This is a genomic window from Pseudomonas citri (assembly GCF_025336485.1).
Classification (GTDB): domain Bacteria; phylum Pseudomonadota; class Gammaproteobacteria; order Pseudomonadales; family Pseudomonadaceae; genus Aquipseudomonas; species Aquipseudomonas citri.
The window spans coordinates 325,575-345,173 of sequence record NZ_JAODAB010000004.1 but is presented as its reverse complement, the minus strand read 5'-3'; the positions used below and the strand labels follow the sequence as shown (position 1 = coordinate 345,173).

The 19,599-nt window shown below is 60.6% G+C and carries 15 protein-coding genes; 6 read left to right on the top strand and 9 right to left on the bottom strand.

Going from position 1 to position 19,599, the window contains the following annotated elements:
- Positions 1-56: 56 nt before the first annotated feature.
- Entirely contained in the window at positions 57-1,166 is a 1,110-nt protein-coding gene (gene ribBA, locus N4Q37_RS07100; RefSeq protein WP_260956352.1) for a bifunctional 3,4-dihydroxy-2-butanone-4-phosphate synthase/GTP cyclohydrolase II, read from the bottom strand.
- Between the two features lie 84 nt (positions 1,167-1,250).
- Between ribBA and N4Q37_RS07095 the strand changes: the two genes are divergently transcribed.
- On the top strand, positions 1,251-1,547 hold the full coding sequence (locus N4Q37_RS07095; RefSeq protein ID WP_260956350.1) for a DUF1330 domain-containing protein: 297 nt from the start codon (positions 1,251-1,253) through the stop codon (positions 1,545-1,547).
- Positions 1,548-1,593: 46 nt separating this feature from the next.
- Here N4Q37_RS07095 and N4Q37_RS07090 read toward each other — a convergent pair whose 3' ends face one another.
- The 8 genes from N4Q37_RS07090 to N4Q37_RS07055 all read right to left on the bottom strand — a co-directional run bounded on the left by N4Q37_RS07090 (position 1,594) and on the right by N4Q37_RS07055 (position 8,455).
- Positions 1,594-2,157, bottom strand: coding sequence for an NUDIX hydrolase (locus tag N4Q37_RS07090; protein WP_260956348.1), 564 nt, complete (start codon positions 2,155-2,157; stop codon positions 1,594-1,596).
- A gap of 2 nt (positions 2,158-2,159) precedes the next feature.
- Positions 2,160-2,912, bottom strand: coding sequence for a GntR family transcriptional regulator (locus N4Q37_RS07085; protein ID WP_260956347.1), 753 nt, complete (start codon positions 2,910-2,912; stop codon positions 2,160-2,162).
- A gap of 81 nt (positions 2,913-2,993) precedes the next feature.
- Positions 2,994-3,383: a carboxymuconolactone decarboxylase family protein gene (locus tag N4Q37_RS07080; protein WP_260956345.1), complete on the bottom strand. Its 390-nt coding sequence runs from the start codon at positions 3,381-3,383 to the stop codon at positions 2,994-2,996.
- A 21-nt stretch (positions 3,384-3,404) separates the two neighbouring features.
- Complete coding sequence (locus N4Q37_RS07075) at positions 3,405-4,856, bottom strand: NAD-dependent succinate-semialdehyde dehydrogenase (RefSeq protein ID WP_260956344.1); 1,452 nt, start codon at positions 4,854-4,856, stop codon at positions 3,405-3,407.
- Positions 4,857-5,009: 153 nt separating this feature from the next.
- The gene (locus N4Q37_RS07070) at positions 5,010-5,495 is read right to left on the bottom strand and encodes a flavin reductase family protein (protein WP_260956342.1); all 486 of its coding nucleotides are present in this window, start codon (positions 5,493-5,495) and stop codon (positions 5,010-5,012) included.
- A gap of 12 nt (positions 5,496-5,507) precedes the next feature.
- Entirely contained in the window at positions 5,508-6,989 is a 1,482-nt protein-coding gene (locus tag N4Q37_RS07065; protein ID WP_260956340.1) for an aldehyde dehydrogenase, read from the bottom strand.
- Entirely contained in the window at positions 6,986-7,819 is an 834-nt protein-coding gene (locus N4Q37_RS07060; protein ID WP_260956338.1) for an alpha/beta fold hydrolase, read from the bottom strand. Before N4Q37_RS07060 ends, N4Q37_RS07065 begins: the two co-directional genes overlap by 4 nt.
- Before the next feature lie 45 nt (positions 7,820-7,864).
- Positions 7,865-8,455: an amino acid synthesis family protein gene (locus N4Q37_RS07055; protein WP_260956336.1), complete on the bottom strand. Its 591-nt coding sequence runs from the start codon at positions 8,453-8,455 to the stop codon at positions 7,865-7,867.
- A gap of 537 nt (positions 8,456-8,992) precedes the next feature.
- Here N4Q37_RS07055 and N4Q37_RS07050 point away from each other — a divergent pair.
- The 5 genes from N4Q37_RS07050 to N4Q37_RS07030 all read left to right on the top strand — a co-directional run bounded on the left by N4Q37_RS07050 (position 8,993) and on the right by N4Q37_RS07030 (position 19,467).
- Positions 8,993-9,853 (top strand): DMT family transporter, encoded by an 861-nt coding sequence (locus N4Q37_RS07050; RefSeq protein ID WP_260956334.1) that lies wholly within the window; start codon positions 8,993-8,995, stop codon positions 9,851-9,853.
- Between the two features lie 135 nt (positions 9,854-9,988).
- A complete protein-coding gene (locus N4Q37_RS07045; RefSeq protein WP_260956332.1) occupies positions 9,989-13,015 on the top strand; it encodes an AMP-binding protein in 3,027 nt (1,008 codons plus the stop codon).
- A 46-nt stretch (positions 13,016-13,061) separates the two neighbouring features.
- Positions 13,062-15,614, top strand: a complete 2,553-nt coding sequence (locus N4Q37_RS07040) for a type I polyketide synthase (protein WP_260956329.1) — start codon at positions 13,062-13,064, stop codon at positions 15,612-15,614.
- Positions 15,615-15,731: 117 nt separating this feature from the next.
- Positions 15,732-18,425, top strand: coding sequence for an SDR family NAD(P)-dependent oxidoreductase (locus tag N4Q37_RS07035; RefSeq protein WP_260956327.1), 2,694 nt, complete (start codon positions 15,732-15,734; stop codon positions 18,423-18,425).
- 10 nt (positions 18,426-18,435) lie between these two features.
- The gene (locus tag N4Q37_RS07030; RefSeq protein WP_260956325.1) at positions 18,436-19,467 is read left to right on the top strand and encodes a glycine betaine ABC transporter substrate-binding protein; all 1,032 of its coding nucleotides are present in this window, start codon (positions 18,436-18,438) and stop codon (positions 19,465-19,467) included.
- Positions 19,468-19,599: the final 132 nt, after the last annotated feature.

Sequence of the window (19,599 nt, the reverse complement as noted above, 5' to 3'; positions counted from 1 at the left end):
GAGCAGATTTTTTTCTAGGGTTTTTTCAGGCAGCACTTTCCTTGTGGGGGCGGGGTTCACCCGGTAAACGGAATGCTCTCCACCACCTCCAGGTCATACCCGGTCAAACCGGCATACTTGAGGGGCGGCCCCAGGTGGCGCAACTTGCCGACGCCCAGGTCCTGGAGGATCTGCGCCCCGGTACCAACCTCTGAATAGATGCGCGATTGGGAGCGGCTGAACTGTCGGGGCGGCTGGGTGAGTTGCGGCACACGCTCAAGCAGTGCCTGGGACGACTCGTGATTGGCGAGCACGACCACCACGCCGCTGCCTTCTTCGGCGACCCGCTGCAATGCCGCCCAGAGTGTCCAGTTGGAAGGGCCGTTGTATTCGGCGCCCACCAGGTCCCGCAGGGGGTCGATCACATGCACCCGCACCAGGGTCGGCTCTTCCCGGCGGATGTCGCCCATGACCATGGCCATGTGTACGCCGCCTTCGATGCGGTCTTCGAAGGTAAACAGGCGGAAGGTGCCATGCACGGTGGGCAGTTCCCGTTCACCAATGCGTACCACGGTGTGTTCGGTGCTCAGGCGATAGTGGATCAGGTCGGCGATGGTGCCGATCTTGATCCCGTGTTTGCGGGCGAACACTTCCAGGTCGGGGCGGCGGGCCATGGTGCCGTCGTCGTTCATCACTTCGACGATCACCGACGCCGGTGTGAAACCGGCCAGGCGCGCCAGGTCGCAACCGGCTTCGGTGTGGCCGGCGCGGGTCAGCACGCCGCCTTCCTTGGCCCGCAACGGGAAGATGTGCCCTGGCTGGACGATATCGGTAGGTCCGGAATCGGCGGCCACGGCGGCGGCGACGGTTCGCGCCCGATCAGCGGCGGAGATGCCGGTGGTCACTCCCGTGGCCGCCTCGATGGACACGGTGAACGCGGTGCTGAAGACGCTGCCATTGCTTGGCACCATCTGCTCGAGCCCCAGGCGCTGGCAGTGTTCGTCGGTCAGGGTCAGGCAGATCAGCCCGCGGGCTTCCCGGGCCATGAAGCTGATGGCCTGGGCGCTGCAGCGGTCGGCAGCCAACAGCAGGTCGCCTTCGTTTTCCCGGTCTTCGTCGTCCACCAGCAACACCATCTTGCCTTGGCGGTAGTCTTCGATGATTTCCTGAATACTGTTAAAGGCCATGTCGGGTTCTCTTTGTTTTGAATGGGGTGCAGGGTAGCAATGGCTTGTGGTATACCATAATACAAATTAACCCGAGAGGTCACTATGAAGGCGTACTGGATTGCTCATGTGGATGTCACCGACCTAGATCAATATAGCCAATACACCCAGCGGGCTCCGGCGGCGTTTGCCTTGTACGGCGGTCGGATGCTGGCCCGGGGTGGGCGTAGCGAGGCGATGGAGGGGCGGGTCACGCCGCAGCGCAGCGTGGTGATCGAGTTCGATTCCTACGAGCAGGCGCTGGCCTGTTATCACTCGGAGCAGTATCAGGAGGCCAAGCGCCACCGCAAGGATGTGGCGCGGGCCGAGGTGATCATCGTCGAGGGCGTGGCGCCCCTGTAGGCGTTGGCGTTTGCGAGAGCGAGCAGGCTCGCTCTCGCATCAGGGATCAGCGGATGAAGTGGATCTTGCCGCTGTCGTCGTTGCCGATGTAGATGCCGTAGACCCCGGCCTGGCGTTCCTCGATGTAGCGCTCGAGGATCTGCCGGATGGCTGGGTAGTAGATGCTGTCCCAGGGAATGTCTTGCGGGGCGAAGAACTGGCAGGCGAGGGTTTCCGGGCCGAACTGGTCGGTGATTTCCAGCGCGACGGCGCGGAAGATGATGTACACCTCGCTGATCTTCGGCACGCTGAAGATCGAGTAAGGCGAGACGATGTCGGCGCGCACGCCGGTTTCTTCCCAGACTTCCCGCAGCGCCGCCTGCTCGGTGGTCTCGTTGCCCTCCATGAAACCGGCCGGCAGGGTCCAGGTGCCGGGACGTGGAGGGATGGCGCGCTGGCACAACAGGTACTTGCCATCCTGCTCGATGATACAGCCGGCAATGATCTTCGGGTTGACGTAGTGGATGTAGCCGCAGCCACCGCACATCAACCGCTCATGGGTATCGCCCGCCGGCAGGCGCTGACTCAGGTCGCTGCCGCCACACTTTGGACAAAAGCTCGGGCTGAACATGTTCAGTGTCCTATGCGAGGTTCTTTCAGGGCGATGGGGGTCATGATTTCAGGAATATCGCCGGTCTCTTCCTGCTTGCGCTTGAGGTACTCCAATGCAACCTTGGCCGCGGCCCGTACATGATCCACCGACGCCTGGTGGGCGGCCAGCGGATCGCCGCTCTTGATGGCCTCGACGATACGTTCCATTTCCTGGTTGCTGGCGCCGCGGCGGTTTTCCTGGGATACCGAAGTGGCCCGCAGGTAGCTGATACGCGCTTGCAACTGACGTAGCTGGGTCGCGGCCACATGGTTGCCGGAGCCTTCGAGCAGCACATCGTAGAAACCCTGCACCGAATCCAGCACCTGTTGCAGCTCGCCGTCCTTGAGGGCCTCGCGATTTTCCTTGAGGGCGTTTTCAAGGGCCTTGATGTCCTTGGCACTGGCGCGCAGGGTGAACAACTGGACGATCAGCCCTTCGAGCACGCAACGCAGTTCATAGATGTCACCGGCATCGTCCAGGGTGATGATCGCTACCCGTGGGCCCTTGGCATCGGCGAACTCCACCAGACCCTCGGATTCGAGGTGGCGCAAGGCTTCGCGCACCGACGTGCGACTCACACCCAGGCGATCGCACAGGTCGCGCTCGACCAGGCGATCGCCCGGCAGAAGCTGGAAGTTCATGATGGCGCTTCGCAGCTTATCCAGCACGATTTCGCGCAGGGTAACGGGGTTGCGATTGACCTTGAAGCTGTCGTCGAGTGGCAGGCGTTTCATGGGCATTGCTCTTTGGGTGGCTGTCCACGCAAAAAGAGCACGTCGATCATCATCACGTGCTCTGTCCGGAAACAGCCAAGGTTAACTGGAGGCCTCGGCATCGGCTTCAGCGAAGGCTTCGCGGGCGAGCCGGAAACTGTCGACGGCTGCGGGTACACCGCAATAAATACCGACCTGAAGCAGAATTTCGCGTATTTGTTCACGACTCAGGCCATTGCGCAAGGCGCCGCGCACATGCAGCTTGAGTTCGTGAGGCCGATTGAGGGCCGAAATCATGGCCAAGTTTATCATGCTGCGTTCCTTGAGCGACAAACCCTCGCGACCCCAGACATGGCCCCAGCAGTATTCGGTGACCATCTCCTGCAAGGGGCGGGTGAAGTCGTCGGCGTTTTCGATGGAGCGCTTCACATAGGTTTCGCCCAGCACCTGGGTGCGGATCTGCAAGCCTTTCTCGTATTTCTCGTTGTTCATTTCGATTGTCTCCCGTGGGGCTCAGAGCCCGCCCATCAGGGTGTATTTGAGCTCAAGGTAATCCTCGATGCCATATTTGGAGCCTTCGCGCCCCAGGCCTGAAGTCTTGACGCCACCGAACGGCGCTACCTCGGTTGAAATCAGCCCTTCGTTGATGCCGACCATGCCGTACTCCAAGGCCTCGCTCATGCGCCAGGCCCGACCCAGGTCGCGGGTGTAGCAATAGGCGGCGAGCCCGGAATCGGTGTCGTTGGCCATCTGCACGGCCTGGGCCTCGCTGTCGAAGCGAAAAACCGCTGCCAGCGGCCCGAAGGTTTCTTCCCGGGCGACTTTCATCTGCGTCGTGACGCCGGCCAGCACCGTCGGCTGGAAGAAGCCGTGACCCAAGGCATGGCGTTCGCCGCCGCAGAGCACCCGGGCGCCGTGGACGAGGGCGTCCTGGACATGATCCTCGACCTTGGCGACGGCTCGCTCGTTGATCAGCGGCCCCTGGCTGACGCCGGCCTCGAAACCGCTGCCAACCTTCAGTTGTGCCACGCGCTCGGACAGGCGCGCGACAAAGGCATCGTGAATGCCATCCTGGACCAGGAAACGGTTGACGCAGACGCAGGTTTGTCCGGCATTGCGGAACTTGGCGATCAACGCACCGTCCACCGCGCGCTCCAGATCGGCGTCATCGAAGACGATAAAAGGGGCGTTGCCGCCCAGCTCCAGCGAGACCTTCTTCAAGGTTGGCGCGCACTGCGCCATCAGCAGTTTGCCAATGGCCGTGGAGCCGGTGAACGACAGCTTGCGTACCAACGGACTGCCCGTCAGCTCGCCGCCGATGGCCACGGCATCGCCGGTAATCACGTTGAAGATCCCGGCTGGAATCCCGGCTTGTTCCGCCAGGGCTGCCAGGGCCAGGGCCGAGAATGGTGTTTCCGGCGCAGGCTTGACGATGCAGGGACAGCCGGCGGCCAGGGCGGGGCCGGCCTTGCGGGTGATCATCGCCGCCGGGAAGTTCCACGGGGTGATGGCTGCGACGACCCCAATGGGCTCCTTGCTCACCACGATGCGGGCGTCGCCCTTGTGGCTGGGGATGGTGTCGCCATAGATGCGTTTGGCTTCCTCGGCGAACCATTCGATGAAGCTGGCGGCGTAGAGAATTTCGCCTTTGGCTTCGGTCAGCGGCTTGCCTTGTTCGAGGGTGAGGATTTCTGCCAGCGCATCGGCGTTTTCAAGCATCAGCCCGTGCCAGCGCTTGAGGATCTGGCTGCGCTCCTTGGCGGTCAGTCCGCGCCAGGCCGGCCAGGCCCTGTCGGCGGCAGCGATGGCCTGGCGGGCGTGTTCGGCGCCCAGGTTCGGGACGCGGCCGATCAACTCGCCGTTGGCCGGATTGAAAATGTCCTGGCAGGCACCATCGGGCGCTTCGACCCATTGGCCGTCGATATAAGCCTGCTGGCGGAACAGTTGCGAGGCTGCTGGACTCATGCCGGCTCCTGAAAATGCTGAAAAAGGTTCAGTTGGTGGGGAAATATCTGTGGGAGCAAGGCTTGCTCGCGATGCAGGCGCCTGGATCTTTGCAAAATTGCCTAGCACTCATCGCGGGCAAGCCTTGCTCCCACAGGTCCGGACCGATTCGGCTCAGCCCAGCGCGGGCAGGGCGCCCAGCTTGCCCTTGTGGTAGATCATCGGCGTGACCGGATCTTCGGGCAGGATCAGGTGCTTCACCGCGCCGACGATGATCGCGTGGTCGCCGCCGTCGTATTCGCGCCACAGTTCGCACTCGATGATCGCCGTGGCCTTGGCCAGGATCGGATTGCCCAGATCGCTCAAGTGCCAGTCGATGCCTTTGGCCTTGTCCTTGCCTTTACCGGCAAAGGCGTAGGCCTCGGCGGTCTGGTCGGCGGACAGCAAGTGGATCGCGAACTGTTTGCTGTCGCGCAGGATCGGGTAGGTGTCGGAGGCGTAGTTGGGGCAGAACAGCACCAGTGCCGGGTCGATCGACAGCGCGCTGAACGCGCTGGCAGTGATGCCGACGATGTTCCCCTCCGGGTCCAGGGTGGTGACCACCGTGACGCCGGACGGGAACGAGCCCATGACTTCTTTGTAAATGCCGGGTTCGATCATTTTTCAGGACTCCTAGCGCATCACGAACGGGTCAGGCATCGGGGCCTGGGAAAGGTTGATCCACACGGTTTTGAGTTCGGTGTAGGCGAGCACCGAATCGATGCCGCTTTCGCGTCCGTAGCCACTGTTCTTGAAGCCGCCGATAGGCGCCATGGCCGACACCGCGCGGTAGGTGTTGACCCAGATGATCCCCGAACGCACGTCCCGGGCCAGCCGATGGGCGCGGCCGAGGTCGCGGGTCCAGATACCGGCGGCGAGGCCGAACTGCGAGTCGTTGGCGATGGCCAGGGCTTCGGCTTCGTCCTTGAAACGAATCACCGAGGCCACCGGGCCGAAGACTTCTTCCTGCATGATCTTCATCGAATTGCGGTCGCATTCGAACAGGGTCGGCTCATAGAACCAGCCTTCGCCCAGATTCTGCGGACGCTTGCCACCGAGGCGCAGGCGCGCACCCTCGGCGATGGCGTCGGCCACCAGGCCTTCGACCACGGCCAATTGCTGGGCGGTGGCCATCGGGCCCATTTCGCTGCTGTCGTCTTGCGGGTTGCCGATGCGGATGCGCTTGGCGCGCTCTTCCAGGCGCGAGACGAACTCATCGTAGATTTCGTCCTGCACCAACAGCCGCGAGCCAGACACGCAACTCTGGCCCGACGCCGCATAGATCCCGGCAATCGCACCGTTGATGGCGCTGTCGAGGTCGGCGTCGGCGAAGATGATATTGGGCGACTTGCCCCCCAGTTCCAAGGACAGCTTGGCGAAGTTATCCGCGCTGCTGCGCACCACATGGCGAGCCGTGGCGGCGCCGCCGGTGAAGGCGATCTTGCGTACCAGCGGATGGCGGGTGAGGGCGGCGCCGGTGCTTGGACCGTAACCGGTCACGACGTTGACCACGCCGGCTGGAAACCCCGCCTGCAGGGCCAGGCGCGCCAGCTCCAGGATGGTCGCCGAGGCGTGTTCGGACGGCTTGATCACGATGGTGTTGCCGGCTGCCAGTGCGGGGGCGAGCTTGATCGCGGTCAGGTACAGCGGGCTGTTCCAGGGAATGATTGCCGCCACCACGCCCATGGCTTCATGCACGGTGTAGGCAAACATGTCCGGCTTGTCGAGGGGCAGGGTGCCGCCTTCGAGTTTGTCGGCCAGGCCCGCGGTGTAGTGGAAAAACTCCGGCAGATAGCCCACCTGGCCGCGGGTTTCGCGGATCAGCTTGCCGTTGTCGCGGCTTTCCAGCTGGGCCAGTTGTTCCTTGTTCTCGGCGATCAGGTCACCGAGACGGCGCAGCAATTTGCCACGGGCGGTCGCGGTAAGGCCACGCCAGGCAGGGCTGTCGAACGCCGTCTGCGCGGCCTGGACGGCGCGTTCGACATCGGCTTCGCCGGCATCGGGCAGTTCGGCCCAGGCCTGGGCCAGGGCGGGATTCAGGCTTTCGAAGGTCTTGCCGGACAGGGCATCGACCCATTCACCGCCGATGCACATCTGGAAGCGTGCGAGCGTCATGCAACGATCCCCTTTATTGGATTTTGTCGGGAGTACGCCTTGTCGAGAAACTCCAACAGCAACTGGTTGACCAGGCGTGGCGATTCCACCGGCATCATATGCCGTTGCTCGGCGAGTACGGCAACGGCGGCGCCGGGAATGCGCGCGGCCAGTTGTTCGGCCATTTCCGGGGTCGAGCCCGGGTCCAGTTCACCGGTGGCGATCAACGTCGGCACCTGGATGCTGCCCAGGTCATCGGCGCGATACATGTCCTGGGTGGCGAACAGTTCATAGGTGGTCAGGTAGCCCTGGGGGTCGTTCTTGGCCAGGGTCTGACGCAGTGCGGCGATCTGCGCCGGGTTGGCCGCCTGGTATTCGCGACTGAACCAGCGCGACAGCGCGGCCTCGGCGTTGGCGTCCGGGCCATGCTCGGCCGCCTGGGCGGTCCGGGCGATGACACCGGCGCGTTGCTCCGGGCTGCGATTGAACACACTGTTGAGTACCACCAGGCTTTGCAGGCGCTGCGGGTAATGCAGGGCAAATGCTCGCGCCACCAGCCCACCCATGGAAAATCCGATCACCGTGGCTTGAGGCAGTTGCAGGTGATCGAGCAGTTCCAGCAACTGATCGGCATAGCCCAGCAGCGACGTGCCATTTTCCGGACGTGGGCTGGCGCCATGGCCGAGCATGTCGTAGGCAATGACCCGGTATTTCGTGGCCAGGCCAACGATCTGGCCGCCCCACATTTCTTTGTTCAGGCCCACGCCGTGGATCAAGACCACGGGCTGGCCTTGGCCGGTCGCCAGGTAACTGGTGCCGGCCGGGGTGAGTTCAGCGGTGAGCCGAATCATTGAGCGCTCCTGCATGCCTTTTCTTGTTGTGGGTGCCGGGTCGGATTACTGCGCCTTCTCGGCAGCCAGTTCTTCCAGATCGATGTAACGGTTACCGATACGCGGATGTACGCGGCCGCCATCGGCGCAACCCAATACCACCACGATTTCATCGGCGCGCGGTGCGTCTTCGATCTGCATTTCCAGGGTGATGTAGTGCGAACGCAGGCCTTCGTCGTCCTTGTGCATCATCGGGATCTGGATCGAGGTGCCAGGGCCGCCGCGCTTGTTGGTGAAGCTCAGGTAGCTCTTGGCCTTGACCGCTTCGCGGTAATGGTTGCCGAAGCGCAGGGTATGGATCACGGCAGAGGCGTGCTCGATTTCACCGTCGGCGCCGACGACAGCGGCCTTGCCGTAGGCCTCGATTTTTTCTGCGCCGCCAATGATGCCCACCAGACGCTCGACCATCAGTGCGCCGAGGTCCGAGCAATTGGCACGGATTTCCGGCTTCAGGTCTTCGACGAAACCACGGCCCAGCCATGGGTTCTTGATGACGACTGCCAGCCCGACCATGGTCACCGGCTTATCGGTGGCCTTGCCGCCTTCGATAAAGGTTTCTTCGACATAACTGACGATCTTGCGGATTTCGAAACTCATGAGCTGCTCCATGGGAGGGGTGGGAAAAGTTGATACGTATGATGGTATACCATAATACTGTAAGCGCAAGTGGTCCGTTGAGTTTGTTCGCGAGCGGGCGACAGAAGGACTAGCCAGACAGGGCAGGCCCATCGCTCGGAGGGGCATGGGCGGCGGAGAACGACGAGAGAGGGGGGGGCGCTCGGAGTGGTTTTTCGCCTAGGGACTCTGCTTTGGGGGGTGGGGGCGCATGGCTCTTTCTCGTTGTATTAGGCTCTGTATGAAAAACCTTGATACTCGTTCATGCTGCGTTGAAAACAGCCTCGGAATGCTCATTGACAACCAGTCAACTCCGCTTTCTCGGCTGTTTTCGCCTTGCCTGACCTTCGTCTCAAGACTTTTCATACAGAGCCTAAGGCATAAGCTAATCGCAAATCGAGCTAAGAGAAAAAATTGACAATTCGTTATCTGAATATAGGCTTCCAAAGCGTTGCCTGGTGGGGACATGCAAGACTTGGCCAAGATAGCCGGGTCTGAGAATGTTGGGAGTTGTTCTGCATGGATAGCGGAGTGTTTGGCGGATTGATGGTGATGTTGTGTTGGGGGATCTCGGACTTTATTCAAAGTCTTATGATTCGCCAATTAGGCACAGCGAAAACAATGCTGGTCCGCAATTTATTTACCTTTGCTGTTGCGCTCCTTCTCGGGATATATCTGATCACTTCCCATCAGCTCAGGTTCGATACGAACGCTGTGTTGATCATCGCCTGCAGTTCTGCTGCGTATGTATCCGGCTATTACTTCTACATGCGTGGCTGTGAAGTCGGCAATTTGTCCCTGGTCTCTCCGATCGCTTCTACCTATAGCCTCGTCACTATCTTCTTTTCCATCATTTTCCTCCGGGAAAGCCTGGCCCCGGTTGCCTGGCTCGCGGTATCGATTATTTTCATCGGTATTGTCATGACGTCCGGCAATGTCTTCCAATCGCTGCGCGGCGGCTCGCAAGGCTTTCTCCAGGCCATCCTGGCCATGGTGGGGTTTGGCGTGGCCTTTTTCATTCTGGGTTTTTCCGCAAAGGCACTCGATGTCACCAATGCCTTCTTTTATTCCGCCTTGACCCAGGCTGTGTTTTTCACCGCACTGGCGTTGAGCAGAAACGGTCGGCTGGAAAAAGGTGATCTGACCCGACGCCGTGGCTGGTATTTCTTTACGCATTCCTTATTGGTTAATGCGGGTTGGCTGTTTTATATCTTCGCCTCCAAAGTGGGTGACCTCTCGCTTGTTACGCCTATCAGTTCGGTGTACTCCGGGGTAACGGTGTTGTTAGCCATTGCCATCTACAGGGAAATAACCACCTTGGGACAAAAGGTTGGTATAGGCACCGTTCTTGTTGGGGTCTTTTTGCTTAGTTATAAATGATCGACATTCAACTATGGCACTCCTCGTGGAGGGGTGACGGATATTGTTGTGCCAAATACCTTTGCTGGTCATTTGGCACTGCATACATGCCCATCTTAATTCTGTATGCCGATAACGGTAGAAGGAGTTCTTGGAATGATGCAGCCGAAAACAAGCCCTCTCGACGGTCCACCCATTACATTGGATCTTGTCACCAAAATCGATGAATGGGCGGATCAGTGCCCTGCAAGAACCGCGGTAGTGTTTCAAGGTCAGGCTGTCACCTATGCTGAGCTTTCAAATCGAAGAAAGGCGCTCGCCAAGCACCTCGTGGGTAAAGGTCTTGGCGTGGGAAGCAAGATCGGGATCCACTTGCCCAGGGAGCCTGACCTGATCGTCGCCTTGACTGCGGTTCTGTCGATAGGCGCCATCTTCATCCCACTCCCTCCGGATTCACCCCAGCAGCGTAATGAACTGATCTCCAGGCTCGCCCAGCTCGACGCCGTGATCAAACCTCAGTCGATTGATCTTTCCCAGTGGTCGCTGGGCACATTCCTGGATATCGAGGCGGTGGACTGGTGCGATTCGACATTGCCCTTCGAACCCCTTGTCGATGACCTCTCGCTGGCCTACATATTGTTCACTTCGGGTTCGACGGGACTTCCCAAAGGGGTGATGGTCCGCCGACAAAACCTCGCCTATTTCTTATCGGCGATCAATGAGGTGATCGATTTTCCGGCGTGGGGCGCGCTCGTTTCCACCACGACCTATGGCTTCGATATTTCCATCCTGGAGTTCTTCCTGCCGCTTGCCCACGGTGGCACGTTGTACCTGGCCAGCGAGCAACAGAGCCGGGACGGCCAGGCGATCGCGCATTTGCTCGATCGCTGCGACAGGGCTCTGCTTCAAGCCACCCCGGCTACCTGGAGGCTGCTGATAGCGGCAGGGTGGCCCCGTACCTGCGCCGTCGGAGCGCTGTGTGGCGGTGAAACTCTGTCCGTTGAGTTGGGGGAAAAAATCTTCCGCTCGGCGAGGGCGGCCTGGAACCTCTACGGACCGACAGAAACAACGATCTGGTCTTTCTGCCATCGCCTGCACGCCAGCGATTTCACCGGTTCAGCGACCAGCGTCCCCATAGGCCAGCCTCTGCCCGGCACCGGTTTTCGATTGTCTGCATCGCAAGACCCTTTGGAGTCTGAATTGGTGATCGGTGGGCCAGGGGTCAGCGCGGGTTATTTCAATCGGGACGATCTGACGGCGGAAAAATTTCAGTTGGCCGAAACAGATGGCGCTTCAGCGGCCTATTACACCGGTGATCGGGTTCGACAACGGCCTGATAACTCGCTGGTTTTTATCGGGCGTAAAGACCGCCAACTGAAACTGAATGGCTATCGTATCGAGCCCGGCGAGATCGAATCCGCCCTGCATAAATCCGGTCTGGTCAGTCAATCGGTCGTCACGCTCGTGGAGCATGCGCCGGATGACTGCCGGTTGGCCGCCTATGTGGTGCTGGATAACCAGGTGTCCAGCCAATGCGATGCGGACGCTGGTGTCTGGCTCGACGTGTGGGAAGCCGCTTACCTGTCGGCCCAGAAGAACGAAGCGGCCAGTGCGGAAAGTGGTTACACCTCAAGTTTCTCTGGCGAGTTGATCCCGGACAGCGATTTGCGCGAATGGGTGCAGGCGACGGCTTCGCGGGTCATGGCGTTCGCAGGCCACTCGGTACTGGATATTGGCTGCGGTATTGGCATGACGGGCGCGTTACTGCTGGAGAACGGGCTCCCTCGTTACGTCGGTTGCGATGCCTCCGAGGCGGCGGTCGAGCGCGCGCGCCTGCGTTTGGGGCCGCTCGCCAGTCCCCGCGGATCCTGTGCGGTGATGAAGAGAGCGGCCCACGAGCTGGGTACGCTGGATGAGGCACCTTTCGACGTCGTTCTCTTGAATTCAGTCATCCAGTACTTCCCGGACACCGCCTATCTTGTCGGTGTGCTTGAAAAGGCTGTCGAGCTGTGTCGCACAGGTGGCGTGATTGTCATCGGTGATGTCCCTTACGCGTCCCTGAAACCGGTCTTGTCCGCTGCCGCGAGCCGCACACGGAAAAAGTTGCAGCGCACACTTCCCGTGGTCGGAGAAGGGGAGTTGTGGCTGGATCCTCTGCAGATCAAGCAACTGGCCTACGCGCTGGAGCGAGTCGTCCATGTAGAGACTGAATTGCGAGCGGGGCAGGGCAAGGATGAAATGACCCGTTATCGTTACGACGTCATCATCAGGCTCGACAGGGATGAACGGACGATTCTGGAGCCGGCTGTACGCTATTCGTATCAACACGTGCGTCCTCACGAACGAGACCTGGGTCAATGGCTGGCATCGCGCCCTTCGGCGTTCATACTTTCAGGGGTTCCTAACGCCAGGATCAGCCTGGACCTGCAACTTGCCGAAGGCGGTTCCGCGATCCACCCGAGCGAGGCCTGCGACCCCGAATACATTCGTCAATGGGCCGCCAGCCGTCATCGCCAGGCCAAAGTGCGCTGGAGCGATCGCCTCCCCGCTGGGACAATGGACATCTTCGTGGGGCCCCATGACAGCCTGGACCCTACGTTCGAGCCGCGTCCTGCGATGGGCGACACGTCGATTGAACCCCCTGCTGTCCGGGAAGTCGGGGATGCCGCCATGCGGCAAGAGGTCATCGAGCAACTCAAGGCCTCTCTCCGAGCCCATGTGCCTTCCTACATGATTCCCGCCCATTTCATTTTCCTGGAGCGCTTCCCGCTGACCTTCAACGGCAAGTTGGATGTCGCCGCCCTTGAGCGGTTTGCGCCTCGCGTCCAACCCAGGCACTGGCCTGCGGACGATCAGTCATTGTCGGTCAAGCAGCGCCTGACGCAGATATGGTCGGACATCCTGATGATTGCCTCGATACATCCGACGCAGAGTTTTTTTGCCCAGGGAGGATCCTCTCTGCTCATCGTCAACCTGACCCGGGCATTGAACGAGGCCTTTGGCTTGAAGCTTCAAGTCACCGAGCTGTTCGAAGAAAACAGCCTCGATGCGCAAACCCGCCTGATCAATCAAAAGCTGGGGGCGGGTGACGCCTTGTCCGTGAATCCGCCTTCCTCTTCGAGCGTGGACCGCAGATCTGCGGCCATCCGATCAGCAGCGCGTAGACGCCAGAAGCAGCTCTAGTGGCCACACAGGCCACTCGTCACCTTCAATTTTGGGAGAGAAGAGGATGAGCGAAACCAACTATCACGGGAATGATATTGCCGTCATTTCCATGGCTTGCCGATTTCCGGGTGCCAATTGCGTCGACGACTTCTGGGACAACCTGGTCTCGGGGCGGGAATCCATCGACTCCATTTCGCGGGGGGCCTTGCTGGAGGCCGGGGTGGCGGCCGAACGGGTCGACCGAGAGGACTACGTTGCCAGGGCGGCCCGCCTGGACAATATCGATCGGTTCGATGCCGGTTTCTTCGAGATGCCGGCCCGCGAAGCGGCGATTACCGATCCCCAGCATCGACTGCTGCTCGAATGCGCCTGGGAGGCGTTGGACGCCGCGGGGTTGAGCAAGGACCGTGAGGCCCTGAACATCGGCGTTTTCGCCGGTGCAGGCAATAACGACTATCTGCATAACCAGGTTTTAGGCGCGCAGAGCGGCGAAATCGGTTTTCTGGACAGCAGTGCCGGCTTCATGAATCTGTTGGGCAACGACAAGGATTACCTGTCGACGCGAATCGCTTACAAACTGGGCTTGCGGGGGCCCGCGCTGAATATCCAGACGGCGTGCTCGACTTCGCTGGTCTCGATCCACATGGCCTGTCAAAGCCTGTTGCTGGGCGAGTGCGATGTCGCTTTGGCGGGTGGTGTGAGCGTGCTGGTCCCCCATGCCGTCGGTTACGTCTACCAAGAGGGGATGATCCAGTCGCCGGATGGGCATTGTCGGGCATTCGATTCATCCGCTCAGGGCACGATCTTCGGAAGCGGCGCCGGGCTGGTCACGCTCAAGCGTCTTTGCGACGCCCTGGAAGCAGGCGATTCCATCCAGGTGGTCATCAAGGGATCGGCGATCAATAACGACGGCGCCAATAAGGTCAGTTTTGCCGCGCCCAGCTCTCAGGGACAAGCCCAAGTCATTGAGCAAGCGCTGGCGAATGCGCAGGTGAGCGCTGCGACCCTGGGTTTCGTGGAAACCCATGGGACAGGCACCCCGTTGGGTGATCCGATAGAGTTCAAGGCGCTTGGGGATGTGTTCAAGCAGCACGGTGCCAGGGCAGGCGCCTGTGCATTGGGGGCGGTGAAAACCAACATCGGTCATCTCATCGCCGCCGCTGGCGTGGCAGGTTTTATCAAGACCGTGTTGGCCCTCAAGCACCGGACGATTCCCGCCACGCTGCACTTCACCCAGGCCAATGAAGACATTCATCTGGACGGCAGTCCGTTCTTCATCAACGCTCGAACCCTCCCTTGGCCGGCCACTGACTTGCCGCGCCGCGCAGGCGTCAGTTCTTTCGGCGTAGGGGGGACGAACGCACACGTCGTTCTCGAGGAGGCTCCGTCGCGGCCGGCCCCTTCGGAGAACGAGGCCGACGGCCCTTATCTCCTGGCGCTTTGTGCGAAGGACCGCGGCGCCCTGAAAGAGCAGATCGCCCAGTACCGGGAATGGCTTGACCGTCCTGGGACGCCGTCCCTCGGCGATATCTGCTACAGCGCCCGGGCCGGGCGGGCGGAGTTCCCTTTTCGTTTTACCGCATCGGCCTGCCAGGCAGAAACCCTGCTCGCCAAGCTCCAACAGGCAGACCCGGCTATTCGCTGGGTCGACCCTGCCAGGGAGACCGGGCTGGTGTTTGTGTTCACCGGGCAAGGTGCCCAGTTTCCAGGCATGGGCAAGGATCTCTACGCGCATAACGAGGTGTTTCGGGCGTCCCTCGATCGCTGCGATGCGATTGCGCGATCCTGCATGGGCGTCTCCTTGCTCTCGATCCTTTACCCTTCAGCGAAGGATGATGCCGGGCTGCTCGATCAAACGCGCTACGCACAACCTGCGTTGTTTGCGCTGGAATATTCCCTTGCCCAGGTGTGGCTGAGCTTGGGCGTCGTCCCGGATATCCTGCTCGGGCATAGCCTCGGTGAGTTTTCGGCGGCTTGCGTGGCGGGAGTATTCAGCCTGGAAGACGGTATGAGCCTGGTCGCCGAGCGCGGTCGCCTTATGCAGGCGCTGCCCCGCGATGGTGGAATGTCAGCCATCACCCTCCAGCGCGACGCGTTGGAACGACTGCTGGCGGAACACGCCATTGACCTGAGCATCGCGGCCATCAATGGCCCGGAAAATGTGGTGGTTTCCGGCGCCTTGATTGAATTGGACAGGCTTCACGGCGTGCTCGATACCCGGCAAACCCGCTACACGCGCCTGAATGTTTCCCACGGGTTTCACTCGTCACTGATGGAACCGATGCTGGCCTCCTTTGGCTCGGTGCTCAAGCGCATCAGCCTGTCGCCACCGCGCTATCCATTGATCAGTAACGTCAGCGCAAAGATCGCGACAGCGCCCCTGGTGACGCCGGAGTACTGGCTGGAACATGTTCGCCAGCCGGTACGCTTCATGGACTGTATCCAAGGTGCATTCGAAAACGGTGGCCGCACTTTTCTGGAGATCGGGCCGAAGGCGGTGCTGTCAACGATCGGGGCGGCGTGCCTGCAACCCGATGATGCCGACCAGGCCACTTGGATAGCCAGCCTGAGCAGTAAGGTCGCCGATCGGGAACAGCTCCTGCAAAGCGCGGGATAGCTATTCGAGTCCGGGGTCGAGCTGGACTGGAATAGGCTTCTGAACGGCTCGACATCGACACGCGTCACTGTCCCGAACTACCCCTTCCAGCGCTCCTGTCATTGGATAGGGCGCCCTGTGCCGGCCAAGTCGCAATGGCTGACGGCCGTGGACTGGGTGCCGCTACCCAGCCATACGCCAGTCGTCGACGACCAGGGACCTGTTGGGGTGTGGCTGTTTATCGGTGGCACAGGTGAGCTGGTCCAGGGTATTCGCAAAGGCCTGCCCAGCACGGACGGGCCGGTGGTTCATGCCGTGTTCGCCAATGATTACCGCCAGGTCAGCGCCGATCTCTGGCACATCAGGACTGGCTTCCCCGAGGACCTCCACGAACTGTTTCAGTCGCTGCCAGTCTCTGCGCAATGCCCGCTCAAAGGCGTGGTTCACCTCGGCGGGACCGAGCAGGCATCGCCCCAGGATCACCCTTCAGGTCACGAAGACCTCGCGTCCCTGGAGACCGGTCTCTACAGCGTGCTGGCCACGCTGCAAGCGTTGGCGAGCGCACCCCGGTCGGAGACCGCCAGGTTCTGGATCGTGACGCGCGCAGCGGTCAAGGTCCGTTGCGCTGCTTCGTTGATCAACGTTGCACAGGCCCCGCTTTGGGGATTGGCCAAAGTGATCGCCCAGGAAGAGCCCGCACTCTGGGGCGGTTTCATCGACCTGCCGCCAGACGTGGAAGATGTCGACCTGCGTCTTGCCGCGCAATTGATGCTTGCGAGCAGCAAGGAGGACCAATTCGCTATTCGCCAGGGTGGCATTTACGTGCCCAGGCTTGTGGAGGCTTCGCCAGGGAAGCCGCAGCTCGTGGCGTTAAGCGCGGAGGCGACCTATCTGGTCGTCGGCGGGCTCGGCGGACTAGGGCGCGAAGTCCTTGCCTGGCTGGTGGAAAAGGGCGCCTGTCATTTGGCGGTGGTCGGACGCAAGTCGCTGGACGCAACCGGCTCGGCCGTACTGGACAGGTTCAGAGACCAGGGTGTGAGCATCGATTATCTGCGTATGGACATTGCCACGCGCGAGGCCGTCGAAGCCCTGACGTCGTACATGGGGGCTCTGCAATGGCCACTACGAGGTGTGTTGCAGTTGGCGGGGGCGGTGGATGACGCTGTCCTGTCGAAACTGAGCGCGTCGTCCCTGCGTCATGTCCTGTTGCCAAAACTGCAGGGCACCCAGGTGCTGGATCGCGTCACTCGCGATCAGCCTCTGGACTTTTTCATCGGGTTCTCCTCGATCAGCGCGGCGCTGGGATTCAAGGGCCAGGCGAACTATGTCGCGACCAACAGTGCGATGGACGCCATCATGGAAAATCGCGTCATGGCGGGCTTGCCCGGTTTGAGCATCGCATGGGGCCCCTGGGCCTGCGAAGGCATGGCCAGTCGGATCGACAATGTGTTCAAGAAACGCCTGTCGACGTTGGGCATCAACTTCCTCTGCGCACAAGTCGGCTTGCGGCAGTTGTGGGACAACCTGTCCGCAAAAGGCGTCCTGGGAATCGCGTCGATCGATTGGAAGCCCTATAAGGCGCACTTGCAATCCAGCGACTGGCCCTACCTGTCGCTGATCGATGTGCAGCGTCCAACGGGCGAAACGATGGAGGAGGGCGAGACGGTGCCTTTCCTGGACGCTGTGTCGTTGCTGGATGACGAGCAACGACAGGCGTTCATCCTGGGGCAGTTGAGGTCTGTTGCGGCACGTGCCGCAGGAGGCTTCGACGCCGATGCAGCGCCCTTGGACAAGTCGCTCACGATGATGGGTTTCGATTCGCTGATGACCGTTGAATTTCGCAACAGTCTGAAAAAGCTTGGCATCAACTTTCCCCTGGGCAGGCTTATCGTTGGTGCCACGCTCAACGACATCGGCGATTTCGTCCTTGAACAGGTCGAGGCGGCCCGTCAGGGCGATCCAGTCGAGCCGGCAAAGGCTGGCCCGCCCAGGTTGCAAGCCGAGCAGACCTCTGGCTGCCTGGTAATTCCCGTCCCTCGGCCTGAGGCGACGCTGCGCTTGATCTGCTTTCCCTATGCGGGCGGCGGGCCGGCGGTGTTCAAGGGGTGGGCAGACCGACTGCCGGATCATATCGAGCTCTGCCTGCTGCAATTGCCTGGGCGCAACGCGCGACTGGGGGAAAAACCGTACACCCGCATGGAAGAGTTGGTGGCAAACCTGACGCCTGATCTGCTGCCCTACCTGGACCGGCCATTCGCATTCCTGGGCTTGTGCCTGGGCGGTGTCCAGGCGTTTGAAGTGGCTCAACGCCTCGCCAAAGCGCATGACTTGCACCCCTCGCACCTGATCCTTGCCGGAAGCCGGGCACCGCATTTTTACAATGAGCATCAATTTGCTTCGGATGTCCTGCAGTTCAATTACGAGTCCGATGACGAGTCCACGGCAAGGGGGGACAGCGAACTCATCGCCATGCTCAAGGAAATGAATTTCGCCAACAACCAGGCGCTGTTCGATGACGCTGAAATGCGTGACCTGATGCTTCCGATCATCAAGGCGGACTACGAAATAAATAACACCTACCTGTACCAGGCCCACCCCCCGCTGGCGGTGCCCATTACCTCGATTGGCGGACGGATCGATCCCTACGCCACAGGCGTGCACATCACCGGTTGGCGCGAACATACCCGCGATGCATTCAGGTCGTTGTTCTGCGCGGGGGACCATTACTTTGTGGAAGGGCAGCGGGATCTGATCGCCCGCATGGTGGTGGAAACGCTTGCCGGTTTCCCCGCCCCAGCCACCCATCGCCCAGCAGAAAACGTTCATCCATAGGAGAATTCAAATGCCTTCAATGTTCCTGCGTACTGTGCTGTGCTTCATCCTGAGCCTGACATCCCACTGGGCTTTGGCGACATCCGACCCGCGTCCAATCCGGTTCTACGATGGTGGCTGGGAAAACATCCAGATCGATAACCATATCGCCATGTACATCCTCAAGCATGGATACGGGATGAATGTGGAGTCCGTCAGCCTGGATATTGCGCAAATGCAGAGCGCGATGGAGACCGGTGCCATCGACATCAACATGGAAGTCTTTACCTCGCTGATGCCTCAGTGGGTTCAGGATCAGACGGCGAAGCAAGCCATCCTAGACTTCGGCCCCACCTACGAACGCCTCACCCAGGCGTTCTATGTCCCCACCTACATGATCAAGGGCGATGCCGCACGCGGGATCAAACCGACGACCCCGGATCTGAAAAGCGTCGCAGATCTTCCCAAATATGCAGAGCTCTTCAGGCAGGCATCGGGTTCGGGCAAGGCGACCTGGTTGAACTGCATCAGCAGTTGGGCGTGCCGGGAAATCAACCTGATTAAAATGGCCACCTACGGGATCGATAAAACGTTCACGCCAGTGGAGCTCAAGTCCGAGTCGGCGCTCAACGCCGCCATCGTTTCCGCTTACGAAAAAGGGCAGCCCTTCATGACGTACTACTGGGATCCGAGCCCCCTGATGGGCGAGCTGGCCCTCACGCGCCTGGAGGAGCCCGCCTATAGCGAAGCCTGCTGGGAAGCGATCAAGCAAAGCCTTGCCCAGTTCAAGGAAGGCATCGGGAGCCGACAAGCCTGTGCCTACGCTGATATCCCGCTCAATAAGTACACGTCGGCCCGGTTCGCCAAAGAGCATCCGGGCGTCATTCCGTTCCTGAAGTCGATGTTCGTGGGAACCGATACCATCCGGACGCTGGCCACCCGAATGGTTGCCAACAAGGAGACGCCCGAGCAAACGGCACGCTATTACTTGCGTAACCACACCGCCGATTGGAAAGGATGGGTGCCTGAGGACGTGTTCAAGAAAGTCTCTGGGACGCTGTAAAGAAAACGTTGTGCGTCGCGCTACGCCGTAACAGAAGCCTGTCCGCACGGACAGGCGGTGACGGAACAAGGCATATCGGGTTAATCGGTATGCCTTGTTTTTTGTTCCTGATGGTGAGAAGGCGTTCTTGCA